This is a genomic window from Verrucomicrobiaceae bacterium (assembly GCA_016713035.1).
Taxonomy (GTDB): domain Bacteria; phylum Verrucomicrobiota; class Verrucomicrobiia; order Verrucomicrobiales; family Verrucomicrobiaceae; genus Prosthecobacter.
Window position 1 is genome coordinate 506,068 of the sequence record JADJPW010000004.1, and the last position, 15,767, is coordinate 521,834.

Annotated in this window: 12 protein-coding genes and 1 pseudogene; 4 read left to right on the plus strand and 9 right to left on the minus strand. The window is 58.8% G+C overall.

Annotated elements, in window-relative coordinates; genetic code table 11:
- The 3 genes from IPK32_16330 to IPK32_16340 all read right to left on the minus strand — a co-directional run bounded on the left by IPK32_16330 (position 1) and on the right by IPK32_16340 (position 3,517).
- Complete coding sequence (locus IPK32_16330; GenBank protein MBK8093495.1) at positions 1–1,284, minus strand: MHS family MFS transporter; 1,284 nt, start codon at positions 1,282–1,284, stop codon at positions 1–3.
- A complete protein-coding gene (locus tag IPK32_16335; protein MBK8093496.1) occupies positions 1,281–1,880 on the minus strand; it encodes a hypothetical protein in 600 nt (199 codons plus the stop codon). Before IPK32_16335 ends, IPK32_16330 begins: the two co-directional genes overlap by 4 nt.
- A 65-nt stretch (positions 1,881–1,945) precedes the next feature.
- Positions 1,946–3,517, minus strand: a complete 1,572-nt coding sequence (locus tag IPK32_16340; GenBank protein ID MBK8093497.1) for a long-chain-fatty-acid--CoA ligase — start codon at positions 3,515–3,517, stop codon at positions 1,946–1,948.
- A gap of 132 nt (positions 3,518–3,649) precedes the next feature.
- On the opposite strand from IPK32_16340, the gene IPK32_16345 reads away from it, so the two are divergent.
- Positions 3,650–5,035: a hypothetical protein gene (locus tag IPK32_16345; protein MBK8093498.1), complete on the plus strand. Its 1,386-nt coding sequence runs from the start codon at positions 3,650–3,652 to the stop codon at positions 5,033–5,035.
- Between the two features lie 55 nt (positions 5,036–5,090).
- Here the strand turns inward: IPK32_16345 and IPK32_16350 are convergent, their stop codons facing one another.
- The gene (locus tag IPK32_16350) at positions 5,091–6,440 is read right to left on the minus strand and encodes a metallophosphoesterase (GenBank protein MBK8093499.1); all 1,350 of its coding nucleotides are present in this window, start codon (positions 6,438–6,440) and stop codon (positions 5,091–5,093) included.
- Between the two features lie 188 nt (positions 6,441–6,628).
- Here IPK32_16350 and IPK32_16355 point away from each other — a divergent pair, with 188 nt between their 5' ends.
- Together IPK32_16355 and IPK32_16360 are read left to right on the plus strand one after the other, a co-directional pair.
- Positions 6,629–7,828: a hypothetical protein gene (locus IPK32_16355; protein MBK8093500.1), complete on the plus strand. Its 1,200-nt coding sequence runs from the start codon at positions 6,629–6,631 to the stop codon at positions 7,826–7,828.
- Positions 7,829–7,837: 9 nt separating this feature from the next.
- Positions 7,838–10,502 (plus strand): annotated as a pseudogene (locus IPK32_16360) (DUF1592 domain-containing protein).
- Between the two features lie 149 nt (positions 10,503–10,651).
- On the opposite strand, the gene IPK32_16365 reads toward IPK32_16360, so the two are convergent.
- Genes IPK32_16365 through IPK32_16380 form a run of 4 tightly spaced genes read right to left on the minus strand, consistent with a single transcriptional unit; the run spans position 10,652 to position 12,630 of the window.
- The gene (locus IPK32_16365) at positions 10,652–11,104 is read right to left on the minus strand and encodes an SRPBCC family protein (protein MBK8093501.1); all 453 of its coding nucleotides are present in this window, start codon (positions 11,102–11,104) and stop codon (positions 10,652–10,654) included.
- 40 nt (positions 11,105–11,144) lie between these two features.
- The gene (locus IPK32_16370; GenBank protein ID MBK8093502.1) at positions 11,145–11,537 is read right to left on the minus strand and encodes a DUF2200 domain-containing protein; all 393 of its coding nucleotides are present in this window, start codon (positions 11,535–11,537) and stop codon (positions 11,145–11,147) included.
- 4 nt (positions 11,538–11,541) lie between these two features.
- On the minus strand, positions 11,542–12,075 hold the full coding sequence (locus IPK32_16375) for an SRPBCC family protein (protein MBK8093503.1): 534 nt from the start codon (positions 12,073–12,075) through the stop codon (positions 11,542–11,544).
- Positions 12,076–12,099: 24 nt separating this feature from the next.
- Positions 12,100–12,630, minus strand: coding sequence for a hypothetical protein (locus IPK32_16380; GenBank protein MBK8093504.1), 531 nt, complete (start codon positions 12,628–12,630; stop codon positions 12,100–12,102).
- A 350-nt stretch (positions 12,631–12,980) separates the two neighbouring features.
- On the opposite strand from IPK32_16380, the gene IPK32_16385 reads away from it, so the two are divergent.
- On the plus strand, positions 12,981–14,267 hold the full coding sequence (locus IPK32_16385; GenBank protein ID MBK8093505.1) for a DUF1552 domain-containing protein: 1,287 nt from the start codon (positions 12,981–12,983) through the stop codon (positions 14,265–14,267).
- 7 nt (positions 14,268–14,274) lie between these two features.
- On the opposite strand, the gene IPK32_16390 is transcribed toward IPK32_16385, so the two are convergent.
- On the minus strand, positions 14,275–15,699 hold the full coding sequence (locus tag IPK32_16390) for a sulfatase (protein ID MBK8093506.1): 1,425 nt from the start codon (positions 15,697–15,699) through the stop codon (positions 14,275–14,277).
- Positions 15,700–15,767: the final 68 nt, after the last annotated feature.

Below are 15,767 nucleotides of genomic sequence, written 5' to 3' on the forward strand. Positions count from 1 at the left end.
TCAGTCTTGCTCCAGTGACTTGCGATTCGTTTCTTCGGCGAAAAACACCGAAAGGATCGAGACTGCGGCCATGCCGATGAGGTATAGCGCTACCGGCCATGGCTTCCCGCCCGATTGTGCCAGCAGCGCCGTGGCGATGAGTGGCGCGAGCCCGCCCGCCATCGGTGAGGCGAGCTGATAACCGAGTGATGCACCGCTGTATCGCACCCGCGTGCCGAAGAGCTCACTGAAAAACGCCGCCTGCGGTCCATACAACGCACTGTGAATGATGAGCCCACTCGTCACTGCAACAGCAAGCGCAGCGGTAGAACGCGTGTCGATGAGCCAAAAGAAGGGAAAGGCAAAAGCGATGATCAAAACAGCCCCGCCGATGTACACGGGCCGCCGACCGATGCGATCCGATAGCCAACCGAAGAACGGAATAGCGAAAAACTGCACCGCAGAGCCGATGAGCACCGCCTGGAGCACTTGATCCTTCGAGAAGCCTGCCTGCTGCGTGGCATAGGTGAGGACAAAGGCCGTGACGATGTAAAAGAAGGCATTCTCACCAAAGCGTGCCCCCATCGCCAGCAGCACATTGCGCGGATAGCGGCGGATGACCTCCAGGATCGGCATTTCCGTCGTAGCATTGGCTTTTTTGGCCTCTGTGAAGACCGGGCTCTCCAGAATGCGCAGGCGGATAAACATGCCGACGCCGAGGAGCAAAATGCCGATCAAGAATGGGATACGCCACCCCCAAGCGAGGAAGGACTCCTCCGGGATGACCGATGAAAGCGTGCGAAACACACCCGTCGCGATGAGCAATCCGATAGGCACCCCAGCCTGCACCCAGCTAGCTAAAAAACCACGCTGCCCAGCCTTCCCATGCTCCACGGCCATCAATACCGCGCCACCCCACTCACCACCGACACCTAGCCCTTGAATAAAGCGCAGCGCCACCAGCAGCACTGGGGCGAGGATGCCTGCCTGATCATATGTGGGCAGCAGCCCGATGGCGAAGGTCGCAAGCCCCATCATCATGAGCGTGGTGACGAGCATCGACTTGCGCCCTAGCTTGTCCCCGTAGTGACCGAAAACGATGCCTCCGAGCGGCCGAGCGAAGAATCCGACCGCATTCGTGGCAAAGGAAGCCATCGTCGCTGCCAGTGGGTCCATCTGCGTGAAAAACAGCTTTCCGAACACCAACGCGGACGCCGTGACATAAAGAAAGAAGTCATACCACTCGATGGTGGTGCCGATGAAGCTCGCCAGCACAACGCGGCGCGTGGAGGTAGCCGCACTCACTGGAAACGCGTGCGAAAAGTCTGCTCAGGTTTCATGGCCAGAAATTTCTCCCTCAGCTCGGGGTGCGCTTTGAGGTGCTTATCGAGCTCTGGACAATTCGTCTCAAAGTGGAGGAGCTTCTTGTCGTCGGCAAACACCGCCGCGATGTAGTATTTGTACACCTGTCCGCCGACGTTCGTGGCATCACGATCGGAGTCGTAGCGTGACTCCAGCGGGGCGAATTCAAAATTCCGCCGCACGCCTTTCGGCACAGCGGGGATTTCCAGACTTTCATTTGTAGCCACGGTGAGCAGCTCGTCACCGCGCCTGTATTTGGACTCTGTTTCCATCGTGATGAGCAGAAAAGTGGCTGACATGGCCGCAATCGGCTGCGTGGATGCACTCTCGACTACGACCTCTGGCGTCATCGTCATGATTTTCATGAAGCTTGATCCTTGGACCGGCTTATTGCGCTTCCCCACTTTGATCTGAAGGCGAAGTGAAGGATATTTTTTGGCGATCTCTGCCTGGGCGGCCTTGTCTGGCTGCTGTGCCTCGATGCCTGAGAATGCACCGAGAATACCGAACAGAATAAACGGGAGGAATTTATTTTTCATGATGGTCTCCTATTGAATCATGTCCGCCACACTTGAGTCAAGACCTGATCCGCAGGCCGTGTAGTTTACTGCGCCGCGATGTTTGCTCGGCCGCCACGCAGGACATACTTCTGGATTTTGCCGGTGGCGGTTTTGGGGAGCTCGGTGATGAAGTCGAAGCCATGCGGCACTTTGAAGTGCGCTAAATGATCCCGACAGAACAGGCGCAGCTCTGCCTCGGTCGTCGTCGCACCTGGTTTCAGCACGACGAAGGCCTGCGGCGTTTCGCCCCACTTTTTATGCGGCAGGCCGACGACAGCGACTTCTTGAATCGCTGGATGCCGGAGCAGCGTGCCCTCGATCTCGACGGAAGAGATATTTTCCCCACCGCTGATGATGATGTCCTTCCAGCGGTCGCGGATCTCGATGTAGCCATCCGCATGCACCACAGCAGCATCACCACTATAAAACCATCCATCGCGGATGGCCTTCGCGGTAGCTGCCAGATCGTTGTAGTAGCCTGCCATCACCGCATTCCCACGGATGATGATCTCGCCGAGCGTGCAGCCGTCCTTCGGCACTTCGCAGCCTTCGTCATCGACGACGCGGACTTCCGCATTGCCGAGATACTCCACGCCCTGGCGTGATTTCACGCGGGCACGGGCTGTGGGGTCCAGCGTTTCATGCTCTGGCCGTGGCTCACTGATCGTGACGATGGGTGAGACCTCTGTGAGGCCATACACATGGATAATCTCCCAGCCTAGCTCGCCTTCGATGCGCTCAATGGTGGCCGCAGCGGGTGGCGCACCTGCGGTGAAAACACGCACACCCCTCGGAGCAGTGCGTCGCAACTCCTCCGGCGCATTGGCGATGCTGATGAGAATCGTGGGGGCCGCACAGAGCAGTGTGATCCCTTCTCGGGCGATGGTTTCAAAGATCGCCTTCGGGTCGGCTTTGCGCAGGCAGATGTGCTTGGCACCCACGGCCGTGATCGTCCAGGTGAAGCACCATCCATTGGCGTGAAACATCGGCAACACCCAGAGGTAGCGATCCGCGCTGGTGATCTGCGTGTGCATGAGATGACCCATGATGTTGAGTGCGGTATTTCGGTGCGTGACCATCACGCCTTTCGGATTCGCCGTGGTGCCGCTGGTGTAGTTGAGCGAGATCATGTCCGTCTCGGCGATGGCTGCGATTTCAAAGACCGGTGAAGCAGCAGCGATCAGCGCCTCGTAGTCTAGCCACCCAGCTTTCTCGCCCTCCAGCGCCACAAAGTGCTCTACACTGGGCACCTCGGCTCGAATGCGATCCACCGCATCCAGGTAGTCCGCATGGGCGCAGACCACCCGCGCACCGCTGTGCTTGAGGATGAAGGCGAAATCGTGTGCGGTGAGCCGGAAATTGATCGGCACTGTCACGGCGCCGATTTGCGGCACAGCGTAGTAGCCCTCCAAATGCGAGTGCGTGTTGGGCGAGATCAGCGCCACGCGGTCACCCTGCCGCACGCCCAGTGATTGCAGCGCAGCAGACCAGCGGTCACAGCGCTCAAAGAACTGCTCGTAGGTCAGGCGCAGCGCACCATCGACGAGAGCTTCGCGGTCCGGGTAAAGACGCCGCGCACGGCGAGCAAAATCGAGGGGAGAAAGGGGTATTTCCATGCGGTGGTTCCAAAGAACGCGGCTGAAACCCTGCTCCCATCGTCGTTTGGTGGGAAAGCCATGAAGTTCTTGCTCTTTTCTCTCCTCCTCACACTGCCGCTACATGCCGAAATCCTCGCAGGCATCGCGAAAATGGACATCACCGACCGCACCGTGCCGGTGAATGATCCGTGTTTTGCCAAAGCACTCGTTTTAAAGAGCGATCAAACGACCGCTGTGCTCATCACCGTAGATGCGGTGGCCATCGGAGGCATCGGACGCATCGGCAATGGCTTCCTCTCGAATGTGCGGAAGGAACTCAGCGGCATCGCCGACGAGGTCATCATCAATGCCAGCCACTGCCACGGCATCGTTCGAAATGATTTGCAGCAGCTCGTCGTCCAAGCCGTCAAAGATGCCGCGAAGAGCCTCGTTCCGGTCAAAGTGAGCGCGGGGACCGGTAATGAGAGCCGCATCAGCGAAAACCGCCGCATGTTCCTCAAAGATGGCACGCAGATCGACATGCGCCGCGCCTACTCGATGCCGCGTGATGAAGACGTGCTCAGCACAGGGCCGATCGATCCGCAGATCGGCCTCCTGCGGCTGGATCGCAAAAAAGACGGCTCCCCTTTTGCGGTCGTGTATCAGTTCTCCTGCCATCCGATCATGAACCCTCCGAGCAAGGGCAACTCGGCGGACTATCCCGGTTTTGCCTCCAAGGTCATCGAAGAAGCCACCGGCGCGATGGCCTTCTTTGTCCAAGGTTGCGGCGGAGACATCAATCCGGTGCATTACAAAGAGGTCAGCCGCCCCGCGGATGCCGAGCCACTCGGCACCATGCTCGGAGCGAGCGTTTTGGCCGCTCTGCGTCGATTTGAGCCGCAAAACGACGCCACACTGAAAATCAGCCGCGAAGTGCTCCCACTGCCCCGAGCCGCAGATTTCGAAAAACGCATCTCGAACATCGAAACCGAGCAAAAAGCCCTCGTCGCGGCCCTGAAGACCACGAACATCAATTTCAAGACCTTCCTCCCGCTGCTCATGCAGCACAAATTATGGCCCGAAACACCCTCACACTACGCCCAGGGCTATCTCGACAACGCCAAGCCGCTCCAGCAGCTCGATGCTGACAACAAAGCGCTCGTGGAGGCCTATCTCGGCAACGTCGCCATCATGGAAAAACTCACGCGACTGAATGCCAACCTCGCTTTGCTGAAAAAACACCTCGCCGAGACCAAAGCTGCAAACAGCCTCACGCTAGACGCCGAAGTCTGCGGCCTGCGAGTGGGTGCATTCAAGATCGTCACCTTCCCCGGTGAAATCACTGTGCAGGTGGGCCTAAACATCAAAAAAGCTGCGCAGGATGCCAACGCCCATGTCTCTGGTTACACGAACGGCTACATCTGGTACACCGCCACCGAGCAGCAACGGCGAAACAGCGGCTATGCTCAGGAGGACTGCGATGTCATCGTCGCCCCAGAGTGGCAAAGGCTCTTTGAAACCAAGGCGCTAGAAGTGCTGCGTGCTCTGGCCCGGTAAATCACATCCAGCACCGGCGTCGAAAAAATCGCCGCATTGAAAACCACCTGCTGAACTACGGCTTCGTGATCGTGTAGCTGTGCTCCACCGCTCCATTTTCCAGATCGGATCGCGTCACACCGGGCACGATGCTGCGCACGTAGTCCACTTTGGCCTCGCTCGCTGAGACGCTGACTCGCAGATGTCCGCTGCTGCCGAGGATGACACCGCCGTAGCCATACTCCTCAGCGCTGCGAGTGCCGCCGCTGGGGTGACCAGGCTGTGGCACCTCTTTGACGAATAGATGGTCATGCCCGTGGAAGACGATGTTCACGCCATGCTTCTTGAAGAGCTGATGCAGCGGCATTTCCCAGCCAGGGCGGTTTTGTGTGAAGCCCTCGCTACCGTCGGCGTTTTTGCCGCCCCATTCCATGTAGGCGGCAGGTTTGGCCCCGCCGCGCACATCACGGCCCAGGCCGCCGACGAGGTGATGGATGAAGACAAAGCGCATCGCCGCCTTGCTGCTCGCGAGAGTCTTTTCCAGCCAGCGATACTGCTTCTCACCCAGAGTCATGTCCCACCCAGAGGCTCCACGCTGCATCGTGGCCCAAAAAGGGTCCAGGCCGATGAAAAGTGCGCTCCCCCACTCAAAAGCGAAGTAGCTATGCTTATCATTTCCATCGGTGGGATTCGGGAAATAGGTGTGCCGCATGCCCAGTGACCATTCAGACATCTCAGGGTCACTGCCGCGCTCGCCGTCGTGGTTCCCCAGCACCATGAAAACCGGCACACTATGCGCGATGCGGCCCATGTAGTAGCGCTGCGCCTTGTACTGCGACTCGGAGCGGCGGAAGAATTTGCCAAACTTGTCCACCATCGTCGTATCGCCCAGGTCGATCATGAAGTCCGGCTTCTCCGCGAGCATATTGGCCAGGGATTGCTGGTAAACGCGGACATCGGTGTTGTTATCGAGATGTGAGTCTGCCTGCACGACAAAGGAAAAGCTCTGCCCAGCCTTCCGCTGCGTGTGAAAGCTGCGCATCACATCCTGCACCGCCTCGCCACCCGCGCGGCGATAAGTCAGCCGGTAGTTGTAAGCCGTGTCGGGCTTCAAACCGTCGAGCACGATGTTTTGAGGCTCGCCAGCCTTCAGCTTCAGCGCTGGCGTCTTCAATCCATCACCATACTCGATGAAAGCCTCCATTGCCTCCCACGCCAGCATACTGACCGTCACGGAGTCTGCCCCTGGCCTGCACAGCCACACATTGAATAAATACGGTGGCACCACCGCTGGCTCCACCTGCCCGCCCTGCCCTGCTCCGCCATTCCCGCCGCCTTTGCCTCCGCCCTTCGGCTTTTCATCCGACACAGCAGCGATCAAAAAATGGGGCAGCAGGGCAAACAGCAGAGCGTAGTGAGTTCTCATTCGCTCATCCTATCCAGGTCTGTCAGCAGCAGATCAAGCATACGCTGTCGATTTGTCAGCAAACGGTAAGTGTAGCGCCTCACTCCCACGTCCAAATCGAACCAGATCCCACCGAATCGAACAAGCAATGCAGCCAAACAGGTCCGCTGGCGAGAAAATCGCCATGCACACACGTTTGTTGTCGCCCCATGAAATCCCTGTCTGTCCTTTACCTCCTGCTGAGCTCGTTTCTCAGCGCCCAGACGACCTACGATCCCGCGAAATTACCGAAGGGACATGATTACTATGAACTGCGAGGCGGCTTGGCGAACTGCCAGCGCAAATTCTCGCAGGAAAAGAGCGGTCGGGTGATTTTCCTCGGTGGGTCCATCACGGCAGGCGGAGCCTGGCGGCAGCACACCTGCGACTACCTCACCAGAAAATTCCCAGACACGAAATTCGATTTCATCAACGCTGGCATCGGCTCGATGGGCTCTGTGCCACATGCGTTCCGACTGGAGCGCGATGTGCTGTCAAAAGGGCCGGTCGATCTGCTCTTTGTCGAAGCGGCGGTGAACGACAGCTCGAACATCCCCACCCTACCCGATCAGATGCTGCGCGGCATGGAGGGCGTGGTGCGCCACATGCGCAGTGTCAGCCCACTCACCGACATCGTGCAGCTCCACTTTGTCATGCCACCGCACATGGACGACTACCATAAGGGCAAGGTGCCCACCTCCATCGCACAGCATGAAAAAGTGGCCGTGGCGTATGAGAATCCATCGCTGAATCTCTCACTCGAAGTCACCGACCGCATCGACGCAGGAGAATTCACCTGGGACAGGGACTTTAAAGGCCTGCATCCCTCCGCCTTTGGTCATCAGCTCTACGCCAACAGCGTCGCCCGCATGCTCGATGCCGCTTTTGCCAAACCGCTGGCCGATGCCGCAAAACCGCACGCTCTGCCAGCCATGATCGATGCGCAAAGCTATGCCAAAGGCCGCCTCGGCAACATCGCGGAGGCAAAGAACCTCCAAGGATTCACGCTGGAGCCCGCGTGGAGGCCCACGGATAAAAAAGGCACGCGAGCTGGTTTTGTCGATGTGCCCGCTCTTGTCGCTACGCAGTCTGGCGCAGCGTTTGAGTTCAGCTTCACCGGCACTGGCTGCGGTCTCTTCATCGCCGCTGGGCCAGATGCTGGGATCATCGAGTGCAGCATCGATGGCGGCGAGTTTCGGCAATCCAATACCTTCACGCAGTGGAGCAGTGGCTTGCATCTACCCTGGGCACTCATCCTAGACGACAGCCTCCCACCTGGCAGCCACATGGCAAAGGTCCGTATCATCGCGCCAACCGATGCCAGATCCACCGGCCATGCGCTGCGTGTGTTTCATCTGCTACTCAACTAATGCTCCCCAATGCTCCGCGCTCTCCTTCTCGCCATTTTCACTGCTGAATCGCTCCTCGCTGCCGATCCGGCGATGCCAGAAAAACATCGTGCCCTTTTCCAAGAGCACTGCGTGAGCTGCCATGGGCCGGAAAAGCAGAAAGGAAAGTTCCGCGTCGATGATCTGCCGGTAGCGATCACGAATGTCGAAATCGCCGAAAAGTGGCAGAAGGTGCTCAATGCGATGAATTCGGGCGATATGCCGCCAGAAGACGAGAAACAGCCCTCGAGTGCTGCAAAGGCGGATTTCCTCGATGATCTGGCGAATGTGATGGTCGCGGCCCGAAGGACGCTGGGCGATCAAAAGGGCGTGATCACGATGCGGCGGCTGAATCGTCGCGAATACAAAAACACGCTGCGGGAACTGCTCGGCGTGGAGATCAATGTGGCGGAGCTGCCGCCAGATGGTGGCTCTGGGGCCTTTGATACCGTAGGCTCGAACCTTTTCATGTCGGCAAACCAGATCGAGCAGTATCAGGCGCTCGGTCGCGAGGCGCTGGAGGAGGCTTTTGCGTGGCAAACGGCGGCGAGTGTCACAAAGAAGCTGCACTACGAGGCCGAAACGACGACGCCGAAGGTGAAAGACTTCGTGAAGTATCAAATCGATGCCCGCGAGCGTGCGCAGAAGTGGGTGAAGGCAGTCGATGAGGCCATGGCGAAGCCGGAGAACAAGGAGATCGTCGCGAAGATCCGCGAGGAGGTGAAAAATAGCGAATCACGCCTCCGCCGCGAGTGGGCACGCATCCCTGGTGCCCCGAATCCGCGCACGTTTGGCTTTGATAAGAAAGGCGAGAACGATGCCGATCTCGCGAATGATTCGCTCGGAGCGGGCTGGTTGAAGTATCACGAGTATTACACGCAGATGCCGGATGTGGATCGCGGGGCCTACCTCGGCACGCAGACGCGACATCCAGCGGAGCTGAACGTGAACTACATCGAGCTGCTGGTGCCTTTTGACTGGCCGGTGGGAGATTACATCGTCCGCGTGCGAGCAGCGGCCGTGAAGGATACACCTGCAGAGCGTCGCTTCCTCGACTTCGGCATCCATGCCCGCACAGGCAAGGTGCTGAACACTTACGAGATCACCGGGACCATCGAGCAACCTCAGACCATCGAGATTCCGCTCTCCCTGACGCGTGGCAACCTGACTCGAGAGAACCGCTCGCTTTTCTTCCGCGAGAAAGGCAGTTGGGACACCAACGAAGAAGGCAATCGCAAGCGTGCCGAAGCCGTGAAACGCAACGGCATCGGCCCCGAGCCTGGCGCTATGGGTGGACTGGATCGAAGTAGAGCGCGTGCCGAATGCCACCAAGCCCGTGCCGCCCGGTTTTGCCGCCCTGAAGCTGCCGCTCGATGACAAATCGCCCGCACCCGCCGCTACTGAGCTCCGCGCTGCCTTCGAGCGCTTCGCCACCGAGGCCTTTCGCGGCACCACGCCGCCGTCAGACTATGTGGATCGCTTGATGAGCCTTTACGACGTGCGCCGCAAAGCCGGTGACAAGCCCGTGGCCGCGCTGAAGGACACACTCGCGGTCGTTTTGGCCTCGCCGATGTTTCTCTACCTCGCGGAGCCTTCGCCCGATGACAAACGTAGGCCGCTCACCGCGCCCGAACTCGCCACACGGCTCTCGTATTTCCTCTGGAGTGCTCCGCCAGATACCGAGCTGCGTAAAAGCGATCTCTCGAAGCCCGAAGTGCTCGCCGCTCAAACCGAGCGCTTGCTCAATGATCCGCGCTCGGAGGGCTTTTTGACGGCCTTTGTCCATCAATGGCTCGGCCTGGATCGCATCGACTTCTTTGAGGTGAATCGCGCGCTGTATCCGCGTTTTGACTCCGGCACGAAGGTCGCGGCCAAAGGCGAGATCCATGAGACCATCGCGCACATCTTGAAGCACAACGCCAGCCTGCGTGATCTTTTGAAAAGCGACTACGTCGTCATCAATCGCGTGCTCGCTCACTACTACGGCATCCCCGGCGTGAAGGGCGAAGGCTACGAGAAAGTGTCGCTGCCGAAGGACTCGCCGCGCGGCGGCCTGCTGGGCATGGCAGCCATTCATTTCATGGGCGGCAATGGCGAACGCACCAGCCCCGTCGAGCGCGGCGCCTGGGTACTGCGCAAGCTCCTGCACGACCCGCCGCCGCCCGCTCCTGCAAACGTGCCTGCCATCACACGCCTCGCGGGCAAAGTGCTCACCACGCACGAGAGACTCCTCGCGCATCAGGAGGACCCGCAGTGCGCTAGTTGCCATCGCAAAATCGACCCCATCGGCTTTGGCCTCGAAAACTTCGACGCCGCCGGCCAATGGCGCACCGAAGACAGCTACACCGCCCTCGACGCCAACGGCAAACCCGACCCCAAGAGCAAGAAGACCTGGACCATCGACTCCGCCGCGGCCTTCCACAAAGGCCCCGCGTTTAAAGACTACTTCGAGCTGCGAAACATCATCGCCAGCAAGTCCGACGCCTTCGCCCGCAGCTTCAGTGAAGCCTTGATCGAGTTCGCTCTGGGAAGACCGCTCGGCTTTCGCGATGAGCCGCTGGTGGATGATATGTTAGCGAAGGCCGGGAAGAAGAAACTCGCTATGCGGGAGTTCATCCATGCGCTTGTCAGCAGTTACGAGTTCAGGACAAAGTAAGCTCACCGAGCCTAGCTGCCTCTGATGAATCATGCCTGGTTAGAAAGCGCCGTAGTGTCAGCATGCACTGTCTGGCCTTGCAGAAACTCCCGCTCCGCATCGCACGGGGCCAGACCAGCGCCTCATGCTCGGCGTGCTGGTTCATGGGGTTATGCCTCAGCAGGCGGTCCGCCTTCGACGAGCATCGCGAGATGCTGCAGCGACTCCTGCCAGCCGAGGTAGCACATCTCTGCCGGGATCACTTCGGGAACGCCGGCCTGCGTGACGCTGAGCTCGGTGCCGCAGGAGACGGCTTTGAGCTTCACGGTGACTTCGATGGTGCCGGGCAGGTTCGGGTCATCAAAGACATCGGTGTAGCGGAGGAGTTCGTTCGGCACGAGTTCGAGGTATTCGCCTCCAAAAGAATGCGTGTGGCCGCTGCTGAACTGGGTGAAGGCCATCTTGAAAGTGCCGCCGACTTTTGGCTCGAGATGGAAGACTTTGCACAGAAAGCCATTCGGCGGCAGCCAGCGAGAAAGAGCATCGGGATCGAGGAAGGCTTTGTAAACGATCTCGGGCTTCGCTTTGAGCACGCGATGAAGGGTGATGGTGTGGCTGGGCATGGTTATTTGGAGAGCAGGATGCAGTCTTTCGGTTCCGTGTTCATGGCTGGTGACGCAGGATTTTTTCCAAGGCCTTTCCTTTGGCCAGTTCATCCATGAGTTTGTCGAGATAGCGCAGATCACGCATCAGCGGGTCAGCGATTTCTTCCACTCTCACGCCGCAGACGCTACCCGTGATCAAACTGCGCTGCGGGTTCATTTGCGGAGCTTGGGCGAAAAAAGTCTCAAAGTCACTCTGCGCGGCTAGCACTGCATCAAGCTGCTGCGGGCTGTAGCCGGTGAGCCAGCGGATGATCGTGTCCACCTCCGCTTTGGTGCGCCCCTTCCTCTCCGCCTTGGCGATGTAGAGCGGATACACGCTCGCAAAGCTGGTGGAAAAGATGCGGTGCCTTCCGCCGCTGGCGGTGGAGGATGCAGTGGATGGCTTTTTCATGGCTTCACTTTGGCGTGGCGACGAGCTTTGCCATCTCGGCGAGACCTTTTTCAAACTCGGTGCCGCACATGGACTCGCAGTCCATGAAGAGGCTCACGAGCTTGGGCATGAGGCCTTCGTTTTTGCCATACATGGCCCAGGTGACGGTGGTTTGGCCGGCATCGGCCTTGAAGAGGTAATCCACGGTGCTGACGCCCTCCATCGGCTCCAGCCAGTCCATGCGCAGGCGGATGAGTTCGTTCGGTTTGCTCTCGGTGATGGTGGCCTTGCCCTTGCCGGTCATTTTGCCCTCCCAAGTCGAGGCGGAGCCGACGCCAGTTTCAGGCCCGAGATATTCTACCTTCGAGCCGGGGTCCATTTTTAGCCAGGGATTGAACTCGTTGAACTTTTTGTGGCTATTGAACCAGACAAACACCGCCTCCGGCGGAGCTGCGACGGTGATACTGCGCTCGACGCGGAAATCTGGCGATTTCAGCAAGGCGGTGGCGATGAGGCCGGCGATGAGCACAACTAGGACGATGAGGATCTTCTTGAGCATGATAGTGGGTGGGTTGGGTGTGAGCTATTTCCGCGTGAAGATGACTGGCGGTCCGCAGGGGGCGCTTTTGCCGTCTTTCCAAGACACGCCTTCGAGTTTGAAGTGGTTCGCATCAATGAAGGTGTAGGTGGCACCGTGCATGTGCATGTCTTTCTGCACATTCAGACCGGGCGTCGGAGCGAGATCAAAGGTGAGCGAGTCCGCGGTCTGCTTCGCTAGCTTCATGCGCGGCTGGTTTCGCAGCATGCAGTAATGCGTCATGGTGAGCTTGCCATTCACATCGTGATACACGCTGAGCATCTCCATCGGAGTGCCCGCAGCGAAGCGCTCCTCAATAACCGAATCGCCCGCGATAAGGCGGAACTCGGTATTCATCACACCCATCTCAGGCGATTCGCCCGACCATTTGCCGACGAGTGATTTCATGCGTTCAAACGCTGTGGAGCCTTTGTAAGGCGGCATCTCGGCACAGGTAGCGTGTTTCGTCTGGCCGGACTGGCAGGACGTGAGAACCGCCAAAGCGGTTAGGGTGAGGAAGAGAGAGTGTGTTAACATGTTAACGATGCGGTTGGGATGTATTTGGGTACAAGCAGAACATGATGAAATGACTACCAGTCACAGCATGGACGAACGATAAAACACCGCGAGGACAGAAAAGTGAAAATATAACCTTACCACAAGTAGGCTGAAGAGGATCGATCGTGTAGCTCGCGATGGCCTGAATGTTCTTGTTCCGCCAGATTGAGGCCAAATCGCAAAGCCAGGCATTTTCTAGCCAGATCTGAGCGTGATTGTGGGCTGCACCATGTGCAGCGGACAAGCCCCTGAAGAGTGGGTATCAGCAAGGCGCAAGTATCCGGCAAGGATTGCCTCACGATGGAGGTATTGATCAAAGCCCAGCCCCCATGAAAACCCGCCGCCACTTTCTCCAGTCTAAAACTGCGCTCATTGCTTTGCCCGCTTTGGAGTCGCTGGGCTTTCGTCGTTTTGCCTCGGCGGCTGCCTTATCGGCTCCGCCAAAGCGTTTGGTGTTCCTAGGCTTTGGCTGGGGCATCACGACGGAGACGTGGTTTCCGGACAGCAAGCAGACGGGGAAGGATTACACGCTGCCGGAGGGCCTAAAGCCGCTGGCGAGGCACAAGGCGGACTTTTCCATCGTACAGGGGCTTTGGAACAAATACTCGAACGAAGGCCACTGGGGCAGCACGATGTGGCTCACGGGCGCGAACCGCTTCGCGGAGCCTGGGCAGACGTTTCACAACAGCATCTCGGCGGATCAGGTCGCTGCGGCGAAGCTGGGCATGGAGACGCGTTTTGCTTCTCTTCAGCTCAATGGCAGCGAGAACGCGGAGGCCTCGGGACATGGGCCGGGGCTTTCGATGGCTTGGGATGTGAGCGGCAAACCCATCGGCGGTCACAAAGGCCCGGTGGAGGCGTTTCATCGGCTGTTTTCCAAGGACACGACGCCCATCGAGCAGCAGAAGGCGATGCTGGCGCAGAAGCGCAGCGTGCTGGACACGGTGATGGAGAACGCGAAGGCGATGCAGCGTGGCCTTGGCAAAAACGACAAGGCGAAGCTCGACGAATACTTCCAGGGCATCCGCGACATCGAGACGCGGCTCGCGAAGGACGAGCAATGGATCGGCGTGCCGCAGCCGAAGGCGCCGATCCCTCAGCCGCAGGAAGGCCTGGCGGGCAAAGAAGAGATCAAAATCATGTATGACATCATCGTCGCCGCGATGCAGACGGACAGCACCCGCGTGCTGACCTACCGCCAGCCGGTGAGTACGCTGCTGACGAGCATCGGCATCAAAGTGGCCCCGCATGACATGAGTCACTATCACTCGACCATGGGCGAAAAGCTCGCCGCTTCGCAGCAGCGCGATCTGGTGCAGAGCGAGCTGCTCGCTGGGCTCCTCGACAAGCTCAAAGCCACCAAGGAAGCCGATGGCAGCCGCCTCTTTGATCACGTCGCCCTCGCCTACGGCAGCAACATCCGCACGGAGCACAATCTCGACAACTGCCCCACGCTGCTCACCGGCGGCGGCGCGGGCATCAAGCTCGGACACAACATCGTGGCACCGAAAGACACGCCACTGTGCAACACTTGGCTCACTCTGCTGCATGGCATCGGCGTGAATGCCGAGCGGCATGGCGATAGCTCCGGCGTGCTGAAGGAGATCGTGGCGTGACGCTTGGTCACTTCATTGGCTTCTTCCCACCTTTGGCCCCGCCCTTCCTCGCAGGCTCTTTAGCAGGGTCATAGTTGGGATTCGGCTTCGGCATTTCAGCGCCGACTTCCTTTAAGTAGTCTGCGAGTCGCCTGGAGAGGCGTGCAGTGACATCCGGGCTCCTGGCAGCGAGATCACTCCTCTCCGCCAGATCCGCATCGAGATCGAAGAGTCTATCCTCCCCAGTCTCGTAGAAGTGGATCAGCTTCATGTTTCCACTGAGGATCGCGCTGTGCGGCGTATCACCCTGATAGTGCGGGAAGTGAAACACCATTTCCTCGCGAGCACGCTTTACCGGTTCTTGGGCACCCCGCAGCAAGGGCGAAAAATCGCCACCATCGAGATTCGTGGGTAGCGCCACTTTCACACCGGCTAGCTTGCAGAGTGTCGGTAGAAAATCGTAACCCACGACTCGTTGATGGCACCACGAGTTCGCCGCGATGCCTGGGCCACGGATGATTAAGGGCACACGGATACCGCCCTCCGACACGCCGCCTTTCCCTGCACTGAGTGGCCGCACTTGCTCACGCCCACCGCCGCCTTTCCCCTTTCCTTTGCCGCCGCCTCCAGCGCCGCCGCCACCCCCACCACCGCCGTTGTCAGACATGTAGATAATGTAGGTGTTTCTGCTGAGGCCGAGCTTTTCGACAGCAGACAGCAAGCGTCCCACGCCCGTGTCGAGATCCGCTGTGATCGCGGCGACATCCACATTGCTGTGCATGCGACCGGGCGTCTGTTTTTCGTAAAAGGCCCGCGTGGCCTTGAGCGCGTTCTCCGGCAGATGCAGTGCGTAGTAGGACATCTGCATGTAGAAGGGCTTCCGTGCATCGACTTGCTTCTTCATGAAGGCCTCCGCTCGCTCATTCATGCCAAAGATGTCCACCGGGTTCGGATCGACATATTGATCCGCATCGCGATTGCCCGTATCTCCATCACTCACGTCGTAACCATGCGCCTGCGGCCCACCACCACCGAGATGCCACTTGCCAAAATGCGCCGTCGCATAGCCCGCCGAATGCAGTAACTCCGCCACAGTGACTTCCTCGCTGCCAATATGCTTGCGAGAGGCTCCTTCGATCAAACGATGCCCTTCCTCTGCGGGTGCAGCCTTTGTCCAGCCCAGTGCCGCAGGATTCCGCCCTGTCTGCAAACTGATCCGCGTAGGCGAGCACACGGGAGCAGGCGCATACGCTGCGCTAAACCTCATGCCCTGTGCTGCGAGCATCTCCAGATTCGGCGTGCGGTAAAAATCGCTCTTCGAGTTCGGCAGATCAGGATGCATCTGCACGGACAGCCCCGTCCAGTCCTGGTCATCGGAGAGAATGAAGATGAAGTTTGGCGACTCTGCTGCGAATGAGCTCATCGCGACTAGGAGGAGAAGCAGGATTTTCATATCCTCCATGAACACTCTCCACGTCAGGGTGGTATCACGGAATTCGAGTTCATTTGTCAGGATTGGGT

Bases quoted from the DNA above. Each gene is read 5' to 3' on its own strand.
- IPK32_16335 (MBK8093496.1), bottom strand. From the start codon at position 1,880: ATGAAAAATAAATTCCTCCCGTTTATTCTGTTCGGTATTCTCGGTGCA.
- IPK32_16340 (MBK8093497.1), bottom strand. From the start codon at position 3,517: ATGGAAATACCCCTTTCTCCCCTCGATTTTGCTCGCCGTGCGCGGCGT.
- IPK32_16345 (MBK8093498.1), top strand. From the start codon at position 3,650: ATGGACATCACCGACCGCACCGTGCCGGTGAATGATCCGTGTTTTGCC.
- IPK32_16350 (MBK8093499.1), bottom strand. From the start codon at position 6,440: ATGAGAACTCACTACGCTCTGCTGTTTGCCCTGCTGCCCCATTTTTTG.
- IPK32_16355 (MBK8093500.1), top strand. From the start codon at position 6,629: ATGAAATCCCTGTCTGTCCTTTACCTCCTGCTGAGCTCGTTTCTCAGC.
- IPK32_16365 (MBK8093501.1), bottom strand. From the start codon at position 11,104: ATGCCCAGCCACACCATCACCCTTCATCGCGTGCTCAAAGCGAAGCCC.
- IPK32_16370 (MBK8093502.1), bottom strand. From the start codon at position 11,537: ATGAAAAAGCCATCCACTGCATCCTCCACCGCCAGCGGCGGAAGGCAC.
- IPK32_16375 (MBK8093503.1), bottom strand. From the start codon at position 12,075: ATGCTCAAGAAGATCCTCATCGTCCTAGTTGTGCTCATCGCCGGCCTC.
- IPK32_16380 (MBK8093504.1), bottom strand. From the start codon at position 12,630: ATGTTAACACACTCTCTCTTCCTCACCCTAACCGCTTTGGCGGTTCTC.
- IPK32_16385 (MBK8093505.1), top strand. From the start codon at position 12,981: ATGAAAACCCGCCGCCACTTTCTCCAGTCTAAAACTGCGCTCATTGCT.
- IPK32_16390 (MBK8093506.1), bottom strand. From the start codon at position 15,699: ATGAAAATCCTGCTTCTCCTCCTAGTCGCGATGAGCTCATTCGCAGCA.